We start from the raw sequence: 11,792 nt of genomic DNA, 5'->3' as shown, positions 1-11,792 counted from the left end.
CAAAATATTCATAAACTCAATAAAAAATAATTAAAGCAACTTGAACTAAATTACGGATTGTTAACTTTTAGTTGGCAGCTACAATTACAGGTATTATCTAGATAAAAAAAATAATATTTTATACAATATTATCAATTTTATAAAAACATCAAATTTTATAAAAAATAAAAAAACAAATAACGAACAATACCTATAAAGCTGTATATTAGCTTTATAACTAATTTAAAAACTAATTAAAATGAAAAAAACACTTGCTTTTATCATTTTTCTTCTCTTTTTACTATTGGCCTGGCTAAGCTGGAGCTGGTATAAAGGTACAGTTGCGTGCTGTGAGAAGGAAACACCAACAACAGTTAAATATGGACCACTAATATTTGATTGTGATACAAAAAAAGCGATTACAAATGATTTATGGCCTAACAAAAGAGCGGAGATTATTGGTAATAAAAAACAAGGTAAAAAACTACTTATTGTTGCGCCTTATTTTAATAACGAAGATGAAGAGTTTGGTATTGCTAGGGCAAAAAACGTAGCTAAACTTTTTCAACCTGAAATAGCTTTAGAACAAATTGAATTTGGAGCCAGAAAAGGAGGCGATTGTAAAGAAACAATAGTTAATGACATGCATGAATCTAGATGCAAATGGGTAACTAGAAATGACGAAATTATTGAGCATTTATATGAAACGCATGTTTTTTATCATTATGATAGTGATCACGAAGTAAAAAAAGCTAATATAGATGCTTATTTTGCTGAATTAGCTACCTTTTTAAAAGAATCTTCTGATAAAATAATTATAACGGGGCATACAGATTCTGATGGTACCGATGAATATAATATTGAACTAGGTTTAAAAAGAGCCGAAGAGTTTAAATCGCACTTAACAGGTTTAGGTGTTAGCGAAGCTCAAATTAAAGTTGCATCTGAAGGAAAAGCGCATCCTATGGCAGCTAATACCAGTCTTGATGGTAGAAGAAAAAATAGACGCGTTGAAATTAAAATTATAGATAAAAACTAACATACTTATTAAATCATGAAATTTTTACAAATAAATACAATCGCTTGTGATGGCTCAGATGTTTTTTGGTCTTGGCTATTATGGTTAATAGCAGCTTTTATATTAGGAATTATTTTAGGCTGGTTATTGCATCAAATTTTTGGAGGTAAAACAACCGATAAAGAAGCTCCTAATAATTATAAAGAAGATCTTACCAAAATAGAAGGAATTGGTATTAAGATTGAAAAACTTTTAAATGATGACGGAATTTATAATTATCATCAATTAGCATTAACTTCAAATGCTGAGTTACAAAAGGTTTTAATTGAAGCAGGACCTGCTTACTCTGCACATCGCCCATTAACTTGGTCTGCACAAGCAAGACTTGCTGATGAAGGCCAATGGAAAGAGCTTGAAAAATGGCAAGACATGCTTAAAGGAGGCGTATAAAACTCTTTTTAGTTTATAAAAAAAACTTCATTTTTAATTAAATGAAGTTTTTTACTTTTTACCAGTTTAATAATTTAAATGATCCAGGTCGAATTACATAACCAATCCGAATCATACTTGTGTATTTTCTATAATCTATAAGGCTTTCGGCATATCCGTTAAACCATTCAAACATAAAATATTGGTTAGAATTTTTTGAAGCACTATAATATATTCTTGATCGCATAGCTCCTTTTAAATCCCATTTAAGCCCCTTACGAAACATCATTTCTAACTCTAATTTTCCTTTTAAAAATTTATGTGTAAGTGTCGCTTCGCCTAAACCAATGTAATCTAGTAAATTAGGATTATCTAGCTCATATGAAAAAGGAATCCATGCTTTAACAGTTAACATTGTTTTTGGAGCTATTTTTGTTGTAAAAGAGCCGTGTATATTATTCCAACTTCTCGAAAAAATACTATCTCTTCCGTTAGATTCATGTTCAAAAGCAATTGAACCAATACCTATTAATCGATCATTTTTATTATAAATAAACTTCCCTACTCCTATTGATGGATTAAAATTTATTTCAGTAAAAGGACTTGATTCTTTATAAACATTCCAAAATGCTTTTTGGCTGTATGTAAAAAACAAATGAGTATCCCATGGTAACGTATTTCTAGTTATTAATTGCTTAAAACTAATTTGATACTTAATATCGGCAGTTGCACTCGAAACACCAGTATTTGTAGGTATTCCGGTAATAAAATAAGAATTTTTGTAAGCCGTAAATCGAGGAAGTTTTTTTATAGTATCGTTTACCTTTTTTCTTGTATAAATTTTGTTTTGTGAATAGCTTAAATTAAAACAAAGCATAAAAACAAGAATCAGAAGAATTATTTGGGGCTGTTTTAACATTATAGTGGATTAAGTTGTAGTTGATTAATCACAAATATATTAAACAATAATTAATTTTTTTTCATAAATTATTGATTCCTTATAAATATAAAAAACCTGTACATTAAAAAATGTACAGGTTCTTAATTATCTAAAAAAGTTATTTTTTAGACACCCTTTTTTTGTAATCCCTTATTTACATAAAAAGTATCGAAGCAACAATCATCCAACCCCCAACGATAAGTCCAAAAACACCAAGCTTCCCCAATTTTGGTGCTAATTTCTCCCTTAACGCTGCTGATTTTTGCTGTGCTGCTTCGTTTTTGCTTAAAATTATTTTATTAATCATTCCAAAACCAAGCATAAATCCTAATACTGCTTGTACTAAACTTCCTGCTAAAAAAGTAGCCCACCATATTGGTAAAGAAGTTATCCATCCCATGTTTAAAAAAGCGGAGATAACACCCCAAATACCCGACAAGCAAAAAACTAAACCAATCCAACCTTGGTACGGTTCAATTTTATCTAATAATTCTTGAGCATTTGGTTTTTTTGCTAAAATTAAAGAAGGTACTGCGATAATACTTAAAAAGATTAATGTAATTCCGTAAATCATAATATCTGATATTAATAGTTATATAAATTGATACTACAAAGTTGCAGAAACATATCAATTCTAATTAACCCAAATACCGTGAAATTTACTACCCTGTTTTCAGGGAATAGCGAAGTTTTTATTAATTTAAAAGCCCTTTTTCCATAGCATATCTTGTTAAACCTGCTAGGTTACGTACATTTAATTTTGAAATTAAATTTTTTCGATAACTTTCTATCGTATGCTTGCTTAAAAATAATTTTGCTGCTATTTCTTTAGTTGTATATTCTTTTGCTATTAATTTTAACACTTCCATTTCTCTTTTAGTTAAAGATATTTCTGGTTGTGACTTAGCGGTAAACATTGCTTCCATTAATATACTTTTTATTCTAGGTGAAAAATAATTTTCTCCTTTCAAAATAGTTTTAATAGCTTTTAAAAGTTCGTTTTTTTCTGCATTTTTTGATAAATAACCATTTGCCTTTGCTTCTATTAATTCTTGAATTTTTAATGGCTCTTCTAACATACTAACTACTAAAGTTTTTATGAGCGGAAACTCATTTTTAATAGCTTTATTTAAAGCAACGCCATCCATTTCTGGCATATTAATATCAGTAATTACCAAATCTATTTTCTGATTTGGGTTTACCTGTAAATATTTAAGCACTTGTGTACCTTTAATAGCTGTTAAAACAATTGTTATATTTTTTTCTTCAGAGATAATACTACGCAAGCCTTCTAAAAACATACTGTGATCATCTGCTATTATTATAGCGTATTCTGTTGTCATAACTTAATTTTTGTTTGGTGTTAACTATTGTTTTTTAGAATAACTAACATATTTTTCAACTACAACTGCAGTAATAATAACTAAATAAAACTGACCGATTAAACCTGTTAAAACTGCGGCTTTTTGCGCAATCGCTGTTACTGGTATAATTTCTCCGTACCCAATAGTTAATAAAGTAATATAACTGTAATACATTAAAGAATCTATACGATCTTCACTACTTAAATTGGTAATTAATCTACCTTGAAAAGAATCAGGATTTAGAGTTTCTATGGATAAAAAAATAAAAAAAGCGAGTAAACCTAAAGATAAATAACCAGTCATTAACCCAATAATTACATTTTTATTAACCTCTTTAGCATTCCACACTTGTTTAATAATATCTACCGTTACAAATGCATAAAATAAGCCGTATAAAACTAATTGTAATTGTCCGAATTTAGGATTTATCGTATTTATTTGAAAATGAATAAACATAGATATACCTATAACAGCTAATACAGCAAAAAACCAAATTAGCATTTTATTTTTGGATACCAATATGACACCCGAAATTAAATTAAGAAGCAATAAAAATGGCAACAATACATTTTGAAAAAAGGCTTCGGGTACAATTAAAGAGCCAAATAAAACTGCTAAAAGACTAAAAAAAAAGGCTTCAAACCTCGTTTTAAAAACTTCGTGATATACTTTGTTTAAAAACTTACGCATCAATACAATTATTTTCTTAAAGAACTTTTACTAAAGATATGTTTAGGGATTGTAGCATTAAACTCAATTGAATTAATAATAAAATCGGTACCTTTTCCAGATTTTAACATGTCTTTATAATTCATTTTTTTAGGATACCAACGTCCATCAATTTTAAAAATTTCACTCATTATTGTTTTCTTCAACAATTGTCCGCTTTTAGCAAAAAGTTCTTCTTTTAAAGGCACAAAACGCTCTTGATCTATCCAAATCATTCTTTTAAAATATGTAGCGTCTTCAACCTTGGCAATTAATTCTAGCTTCCAGGTTTTTCTGCCATCAATATTTTCTGTTGCAATAATGGTCGAATTATAAATATCAGTTAACTTTCTATCTTCCATCATATCTTCATACGACAAGTCAGACCCCATTAAAGATTGTCGTAACATATGCCCCGATAATTGTATGGTTCTATCTGTTGATGGAGAATAAATCCAAAGTCGATCTTCTAATTTTAACATTTTTGTTCCTTTTTCGCGCGCAGGCGATAAATATTCTGAAAAAGATTTTTTATCTCCTTCACTATATCCTTTTGATGTAACTTTTCTGCTGCCTCTTTTACCGTGAATTATCATTGTTGTTGCCGCAACTTGAGTATCAGCACTCATATTTTCATCTACTTTGATAATAATATCCTCAGCGGTTAATTTTTGAGCCTCTACGCTACTTGCAATAAAATTAAGACTTGCAATTAGGAATAAATATATAAGTTTTTTCATTTCGATAATTTTATACTTCTAATTCTTTAAATAAGTTTGCAGTTTTTCTTTTATAAATACCAATTCCTGCTAACATGGTACCAAAAGTCATCGCTAAAACACCAGGGATAAATCCTATATAAAATAAATTTGGAGTAACTTTAGCTCTTAAAACTGAAGGCATTATCATAGATGAATTTTCTAAATAACTACTAATATCCATTCCTACAATTTGCATATAATAAGCAAAAGCTAACCCTATTAATGTACCAAATAACGAGCCAATAATTCCAATTAAAACAGATTCTAACACCATTGATCCGTAAATTTTAGATTTTGCTTCACCAAGTGCTAAACGTATTCCAAATTCTTGATAACGTCTTAATCCACCTAACAATCCGGTGTTCCAAAGTACAATAGACATTGCTAAAATAAATATAAAAATAATTAAAGCAGATATTGAATCGGCATAATCCATCATCCCTGCTAAATTATTTTGATCACGCAGAGCAAACATTATTGGCGAAAATTCATCCGAAGTTTTATGAAGTTGATTAAAATTTGTTACTTTTTTTAAAACTTCACCGTGGTCATAAACACCACTGTTTAAAAATCCTAAAATTTCTCCAGTAGCATTTTCCATATCCAACATTAATTGTGCATCTGAAATATCAACAATTAATGCTCCTTTATCCATTGCAGGAGTTCCAAAACGGATTGTTCCACTAATTTTAAAAGATTTGAAGGTCATACTTCCGTTCATTGTTGAACCGAAAAAAGTAACCTCGTCCCCTATTTTTAAATTTAATTTTTCAGAAAAATCATGACCTATAATTGCTTCTCCTGCTTTTTTAGGTAAACTTCCTGTAACCAACGAAGTTTCTATATTCATTCGTTGATTTTCGTTACTTTTTGTATTAAACAACTCCAACGCCATTCCTGTGGTTGGTCCTTGTGCTCTAGTGTTTCCGTTTGCATCTGGCACATCAATTAATCCACCAAATTTAATTCGCTGAACCCATTGCATATCTTTGTATTCTGCCTGTAAAGTATCTATCCATTTAGAAGCTTCTAATAAAGATAAATCATTCGGAATCTGATCTTTATTTTCGGCATAAGCCTGAGTCATTATTTTTACATGTCCTGTTTCAAAACGTGCATTTTGATCTATCATATCACCAAAAGCACCGTTCATATAAGCACTTAAAAGCACCGTTAAAGCAACACCTATCGAGGTAATGATTACAGGAAGCAAGCTTCTGCTTTTGTCTCGTAAAATTCCTTTTAATAAAAATTCTATCATTGTAATTTTCCTTTTAAAGCTAATACTGGATTCATTCTTGCTATTTTTTTTGCAGGCATATAACTTACAATTGTTGCCGAAATTACTACTAATAAAATAGTTATAACAATTAATTGAACTCCAAAAACAGGATATATCGTATCTGCAAGTGCAATTCCCATATCTTGAGATGCGGTTGGCATACTAATACCTATTTTATTAAAATAAACAAACAACGGAATACCATAAATGCAACCTACAATCATTGCTAAAATACTATATAAACTACCTTCTACAGTAAATAATCGTACAACTTGTAAGCGTGTCATACCTAAGGCGATGTAGGTTCCTATTTCTTTTTGTCTTCTAAAAATTGATAAAACTTGTGTGTCAAAAATGGCTAATAAAGCAATTGCTAATAATAGTAAATACATTATTGCCATACTTATTTTTTTCATCCCAACAATATCTTCAATGTTTTGAAGTAATGATTTTTGGCTTTCAAAATTCCATCCATCAATAGGTGTATGTATATATTTTTCGTTTGCAATTGCAATTGTAGCATGGTTTTGTAATCCTGAAATATTCCAAAGAGTATTTATTGGTACCCAAATTTGCCCACTATCTACTGTAGCTAAATCATTATCAAAAATAGCCACGACAGTAATTTTTGAAGCATCAAAAGTTCCGTTCTTATCGCGCCAGCGTAATAAAATTTCGTCACCTGCTTTTAAATTTGCTGCAGATGCCATTCGTTTACCTATAATTGCCGGAATTTTAGCGGTACTGTTTTTAAAAGCTGCTGTAGGAATTTTTACTATTTCTTGATTTTTAGGAATTCCTTTAATTAAAACAGATACCATTCTTCCGTCAGGATAAATAGTTCCTTGTTGTATTAATATAGGCGTAATTTCATTTATGCCTTTAGGAATTACCGCGTGACCGTCTTGTAAAGTAAATGGATCATAAGGATCGTAATCGTTGTTTCTTAATTGCCCGTAACCATATTCCCAAGCAACAGAATCTGTTTTTGCTTGTAAATTCCACCCATCCATTAAACCATTAAAAAAGATAATAATTACAAAGGCAAAAGAAAGTACAGCTACGTTTAGCCAAGTTCGTAAACCGGCACCAATTAAATTTTTATAGGCTAATTGTAAAGCTAGTTTCATAACTATTGGTATTTTTTGGCAACAATTATTCTATCATTTTCTACCTCACCATCTCTTAAATACACAATTCGCTCCATGTAATTCATTACCTTTTCATCGTGTGTAGAAAACAAAAATGTGGTGTTTAATTCTTCATTTAACTGTTTCATCATTTTTAAAATAATATGAGCATTTTCGGCATCTAAATTTGCTGTAGGTTCATCAGCAATTAATATTTCTGGTCGTTTTACCATGGCTCTTGCAATAGCAACACGTTGCCCTTCACCTCCAGAAATTCTGTCTGGTTTTTTATTTGCTAAATCGGTTAAACCTACCCAATCTAAAGCTTCCATAACCATTTTATATCGTTCAGCTTTTGTGTAATTTTGAAGTAATAGTGCAAATTCTACATTTTCAAAAACAGTATAAACAGGCAATAAATTATATACCTGAAAAATAAAACCAATATGATGATTTCGCAATAAAGCAGACTCTGAGTGAGATAGTTTTGCGATGTCTTTTTCCATTACCAAAGCTTGTCCTTCAGTAGGCGTATCTAAAGAACCAATAATATTTAACAGTGTTGTTTTACCAGATCCACTTGGTCCTACAAAACCCGCAAATTCACCTTTTTTAAAGTTAAGATTAATGTTTTTTAACGCTGTAAACTCACCATCTCCAACTTTAAATCGTTTTGTTACATCGGTTAAATTAATAATTGTATTGCTCATAGGTTTTACTTTTTTAATGGTTATAAACTAGCATTAAACGTATTCCTGGTCCTGAAAAACTAGTTGTTAAATCGTTTGTTTGTATATTTTGTTGCGTTTTAGGATTGTAATATGCCATTACGTATCCTGAAAATTTTTCAAATTGATGCTCAAAGTTAATAAAAACAGTACTGTCTTTAGAGCTCCAATTATAATAATACATGGCGCTAATGGTATCAAAAAAACCTAACGGATAATTTGCGGATAATGCCGTCGTATTTTGATTATTATTAAAGGTATAGGCTTTTTCATCAAACGAAGTTATTAAATGTTCTGCAACAACATTTAATCCGTTACCAACACCAAAAGTATAGTCGGTACCAATATTTAGTAAGGTTTGATGAGTTAATAAACCTATGTTTTTATTTTTTTTACTATAAGTTGCTTCTAACCATAAGCCTACTGTAACATCCCATTTAGCATCTATTCCGTATTTATTTTCTGATAAACTATTGGTTGAAGTAACAGTATTGTCGTTAATTGTTCTATGATGATAAGAGAATCCTATTTCTCCTTTTGGTATAGGTAACTGTAACCTTCCACCAAACTCAGGCTCATCATCCGCAGATTTTAAAACATCAAAACCTCTTGTTTTATCATTACCATACAATCCCCAAAGCCAAATATTTGCGTTATTTAAAAAATAATATCGGGCTAAAACACCGTAAACACCGTTTGTTAATTGTAACGGATCTCTTGGATCTATTTGATTAAACCATTGTAAAGGTCGTAATAAGGTTGCTACTCCAAAATCTATTTTTTGAAGTCCCGCTCTAATTTCAAATTGATTTTTAGAATATCTCGCCCAAATACGATATGGATCAACATCTGTAGTTGTTTTTGAGGCATTAAATGGATGAAATGAAGCCGTAGTTGCTATGTTTGCAGCAACTTCAAAATCTAATGTTTTAACAGAGTCGATATTAAATTGAAATGATGTTTGGGGTATATAACGAGCTCCAACAAACCAATCTAATTCATTATCGGGACTAAAGCTTGTTATTGCTGATAATTGCCCTTGAAAATTAAGTTTTTCTTGAGAAAAACTAATTTTCGAAGTAATAATTAATAATCCTGTTATAAATATTTTTTTTATCAAAAGTAAAAAATAAGGTTGACTAGCAATTTTTTTATAATCAAATATAACTTATAAAACTTAAAAAAACGGCTATGAATATTCGGTTTTTTTTAATAAGAATTGTATGATTAAATAAAAGCCATTATCATTGTATATATTTGTTATCTATAAACAAAACACTTTTACAATAAAGAAAATTTAATGAATTACTTAGAAAATTTTTGGGCAACAAATAAACAAGTCATTATATATGCAATAATTGTAATATCAGTTGTTTTAATTTTGCGTTTTTTAACAAAGTTACTTCACACTTTTTTAGAAAAAAAAGCACGAGAAAAATATCCAAATGAAAGGCCATCAACCATTCATTTAACTCAAAAAATACTAAATACATTATGGTTTGTTTTAGGAGTTATAGCTTTAGCTTTTATATTTATTGATAAGAAAAATTATAAAATTGCTACCCAAAATTTTTATTTAGTCTTTTATATAGGTATCGTTGCTGTAATAACAATTGTAACTGCATCAATTGTAAAAACATGGTTTACAAGAGCTATTCATAAAAAAACAAAAGCAAGTGAAGATCCTACTAGTTTTAAATTTTTAAGATACATTGCTATTGTAAGTGTTTATTTTACAGGAGGTTTGTTAATATTACTTGCCTTTCCTTCTTTAAAAGGAATTGCACAAACCGCTTTAGGTGGTGCTGGTGTTTTAGCTGTAATTGCAGGGGTTGCATCGCAAGAAGCTTTAGCAAATCTTGTGGGTGGTGTATTTATTATTTCTTTTAAGCCATTTAAAATAGGTGATGTAATTAAGTTAGATGAAACAATGGTGGGAACTGTTACCGATATTACCCTACGACATACAGTTATAAAAAATTATGAAAATAAAATGATTGTTATTCCTAATGCCGTAATTAATAAAGAAAAACTAATTAATTACGATTTAGGAGAACGTGTATGTTGCCAATGGATTGAAATAGGGATTTCTTATAACAGTGATATTGATTTGGCTAAAAAAATTATTAGAGAAGAATGCGAAAATCATCCAAATTTAATTGACACACGTACTAAATTAGACAAGCTTAATAATATTGATAAAGTGATTGTAAAGGTAATTGGACTAAACGATTCTGATGTTGGTTTACGAGCTTGGGCTTGGGCTGCCTCTTTTAGCGATGCTTTTGCAATGAAATGTGATTTATATGAAAGCATTAAAAAAAGATTTGACAAAGAAGGTGTAGAAATTCCTTTTCCGCATAGAACAATGGTATTTCAAAATGAACAAATAAATCAATTAAAAAACAACGTAACAAAGCACTAAATAATGAATAAAGTTAAACTAATAGCAATTGTTTTTTTTACCACTATAATTGTAAATGCTCAAGAGAAAAAGGCCGATTTACAAAAAAGAACAACCTTAAGTATTAAAGAAAAATTTCCGAACATGCGTTTGTTAAATTTTGAATACGGACAATCCTTATCTAGAGATTTTGATTCAGAATTATTAGAATTAAACTTTAATGATAGTAAAATAACCAAACAAGAAACCTTTAAAGCTGCGGTTAATATGCCTTTATATGCCTCTAATAACAGAAGGTTGAATGTTACAGGTTCGTTAAACTATCAACTAAACAGATTCGAATTTGAAAAAGTTGATGCTACAAAACCTGTAATTTTTGAAGAAAACGGAACAGCAAGCTTTCATAATTTTTCTACAGCAGTAAGTGCTACTTATTTTGCTAAATTATTTACGTTACCAGTAATTTACAATGCTTCTTTAATTGTTGATGGAAGTAATAATGGCTTTGAAAGAATTAAAGGGATGATGGGTTTTACTCTTATAATGAAAAAAACTGCTAGTACTACAATTACACTTGGTAATATTGTTTTTATTGATCCAACAGCGCAAATACCTTTTGCGCCTACTTTTTCTTTTAATCATAAATTTAAAAATTCTAAATGGGAATTAGATTTTATACTCCCTCAGCGTTTATTATTTAGACGATTTGTTGGTGAGAACGGACGATTTTCTGTAGGTAGTACGTTCGGTAATTCTGGTTTTTATGTAGATGTAGATAATACGCCTGCATACAATAACACTTATGAATACAGTCAACTAGAATTAAAATCAGGAGTTATTTACGAACACAGATTTAATGACTTTTTAATAGGAACTTTTCAAGGAGGATTGCAAAACTTTATTAGTAATCGTTTAACCAAAAAAGGAGAACCATCAAATGACTATATTTATAAGAACAAGCAAGATGCTACAGGATATTTTCAAATAGGGTTTTCTATTGATCCGTTTGCTAAAAAGAAAAAATAATAGATACCTCCTATTTTATACAT

13 protein-coding genes are annotated in these 11,792 nt (G+C 29.7%); 4 read left to right on the top strand and 9 right to left on the bottom strand.

What is annotated here, in order from left to right:
* Positions 1–238: 238 nt before the first annotated feature.
* A complete protein-coding gene (locus ACN5J5_RS11805) occupies positions 239–1,018 on the top strand; it encodes an OmpA family protein (protein ID WP_418645092.1) in 780 nt (259 codons plus the stop codon).
* A gap of 15 nt (positions 1,019–1,033) precedes the next feature.
* Complete coding sequence (locus tag ACN5J5_RS11800) at positions 1,034–1,447, top strand: hypothetical protein (protein WP_418645091.1); 414 nt, start codon at positions 1,034–1,036, stop codon at positions 1,445–1,447.
* Positions 1,448–1,505: 58 nt separating this feature from the next.
* On the opposite strand, the gene ACN5J5_RS11795 is transcribed toward ACN5J5_RS11800, so the two are convergent.
* The 9 genes from ACN5J5_RS11795 to ACN5J5_RS11755 all read right to left on the bottom strand — a co-directional run bounded on the left by ACN5J5_RS11795 (position 1,506) and on the right by ACN5J5_RS11755 (position 9,459).
* Positions 1,506–2,303 carry a phospholipase A gene (locus ACN5J5_RS11795; RefSeq protein ID WP_418645090.1) on the bottom strand — a complete coding sequence of 266 codons (798 nt, stop codon included), beginning with the start codon at positions 2,301–2,303 and terminating at the stop codon, positions 1,506–1,508.
* A 217-nt stretch (positions 2,304–2,520) separates the two neighbouring features.
* Positions 2,521–2,940, bottom strand: coding sequence for a hypothetical protein (locus tag ACN5J5_RS11790; protein WP_418645089.1), 420 nt, complete (start codon positions 2,938–2,940; stop codon positions 2,521–2,523).
* 121 nt (positions 2,941–3,061) lie between these two features.
* Positions 3,062–3,709: a response regulator gene (locus ACN5J5_RS11785; RefSeq protein ID WP_418645088.1), complete on the bottom strand. Its 648-nt coding sequence runs from the start codon at positions 3,707–3,709 to the stop codon at positions 3,062–3,064.
* Positions 3,710–3,733: 24 nt separating this feature from the next.
* Positions 3,734–4,420, bottom strand: a complete 687-nt coding sequence (locus ACN5J5_RS11780; protein ID WP_418645087.1) for an ion channel — start codon at positions 4,418–4,420, stop codon at positions 3,734–3,736.
* An 8-nt stretch (positions 4,421–4,428) separates the two neighbouring features.
* Positions 4,429–5,178, bottom strand: coding sequence for an outer membrane lipoprotein-sorting protein (locus tag ACN5J5_RS11775; RefSeq protein ID WP_418645086.1), 750 nt, complete (start codon positions 5,176–5,178; stop codon positions 4,429–4,431).
* Positions 5,179–5,188: 10 nt separating this feature from the next.
* Positions 5,189–6,460 (bottom strand): ABC transporter permease, encoded by a 1,272-nt coding sequence (locus ACN5J5_RS11770; protein WP_418645085.1) that lies wholly within the window; start codon positions 6,458–6,460, stop codon positions 5,189–5,191.
* Positions 6,457–7,611, bottom strand: a complete 1,155-nt coding sequence (locus ACN5J5_RS11765) for an ABC transporter permease (RefSeq protein WP_418645084.1) — start codon at positions 7,609–7,611, stop codon at positions 6,457–6,459. Before ACN5J5_RS11765 ends, ACN5J5_RS11770 begins: the two co-directional genes overlap by 4 nt.
* A 2-nt stretch (positions 7,612–7,613) precedes the next feature.
* A complete protein-coding gene (locus tag ACN5J5_RS11760; RefSeq protein ID WP_418645083.1) occupies positions 7,614–8,321 on the bottom strand; it encodes an ABC transporter ATP-binding protein in 708 nt (235 codons plus the stop codon).
* A 13-nt stretch (positions 8,322–8,334) separates the two neighbouring features.
* Positions 8,335–9,459, bottom strand: coding sequence for a hypothetical protein (locus ACN5J5_RS11755; protein WP_418645082.1), 1,125 nt, complete (start codon positions 9,457–9,459; stop codon positions 8,335–8,337).
* Positions 9,460–9,639: 180 nt separating this feature from the next.
* On the opposite strand from ACN5J5_RS11755, the gene ACN5J5_RS11750 reads away from it, so the two are divergent.
* Together ACN5J5_RS11750 and ACN5J5_RS11745 are read left to right on the top strand one after the other, a co-directional pair.
* Entirely contained in the window at positions 9,640–10,764 is a 1,125-nt protein-coding gene (locus ACN5J5_RS11750) for a mechanosensitive ion channel family protein (RefSeq protein WP_418645081.1), read from the top strand.
* Between the two features lie 3 nt (positions 10,765–10,767).
* The gene (locus tag ACN5J5_RS11745; RefSeq protein ID WP_418645080.1) at positions 10,768–11,769 is read left to right on the top strand and encodes a hypothetical protein; all 1,002 of its coding nucleotides are present in this window, start codon (positions 10,768–10,770) and stop codon (positions 11,767–11,769) included.
* Positions 11,770–11,792: the final 23 nt, after the last annotated feature.

The organism is Tenacibaculum insulae, assembly GCF_964512435.1.
Classification (GTDB): domain Bacteria; phylum Bacteroidota; class Bacteroidia; order Flavobacteriales; family Flavobacteriaceae; genus Polaribacter; species Polaribacter insulae_A.
The sequence above is the reverse complement of the archived record's forward strand: the minus strand, read 5'-3'. Positions and strand labels throughout refer to the sequence as shown.

Coding starts and splice junctions, on each gene's coding strand:
- ACN5J5_RS11805 (WP_418645092.1), top strand. CDS start 239: ATGAAAAAAACACTTGCTTTTATCATTTTTCTTCTCTTTTTACTATTG.
- ACN5J5_RS11800 (WP_418645091.1), top strand. CDS start 1,034: ATGAAATTTTTACAAATAAATACAATCGCTTGTGATGGCTCAGATGTT.
- ACN5J5_RS11795 (WP_418645090.1), bottom strand. CDS start 2,303: ATGCTTTGTTTTAATTTAAGCTATTCACAAAACAAAATTTATACAAGA.
- ACN5J5_RS11790 (WP_418645089.1), bottom strand. CDS start 2,940: ATGATTTACGGAATTACATTAATCTTTTTAAGTATTATCGCAGTACCT.
- ACN5J5_RS11785 (WP_418645088.1), bottom strand. CDS start 3,709: ATGACAACAGAATACGCTATAATAATAGCAGATGATCACAGTATGTTT.
- ACN5J5_RS11780 (WP_418645087.1), bottom strand. CDS start 4,420: ATGCGTAAGTTTTTAAACAAAGTATATCACGAAGTTTTTAAAACGAGG.
- ACN5J5_RS11775 (WP_418645086.1), bottom strand. CDS start 5,178: ATGAAAAAACTTATATATTTATTCCTAATTGCAAGTCTTAATTTTATT.
- ACN5J5_RS11770 (WP_418645085.1), bottom strand. CDS start 6,460: ATGATAGAATTTTTATTAAAAGGAATTTTACGAGACAAAAGCAGAAGC.
- ACN5J5_RS11765 (WP_418645084.1), bottom strand. CDS start 7,611: ATGAAACTAGCTTTACAATTAGCCTATAAAAATTTAATTGGTGCCGGT.
- ACN5J5_RS11760 (WP_418645083.1), bottom strand. CDS start 8,321: ATGAGCAATACAATTATTAATTTAACCGATGTAACAAAACGATTTAAA.
- ACN5J5_RS11750 (WP_418645081.1), top strand. CDS start 9,640: ATGAATTACTTAGAAAATTTTTGGGCAACAAATAAACAAGTCATTATA.
- ACN5J5_RS11745 (WP_418645080.1), top strand. CDS start 10,768: ATGAATAAAGTTAAACTAATAGCAATTGTTTTTTTTACCACTATAATT.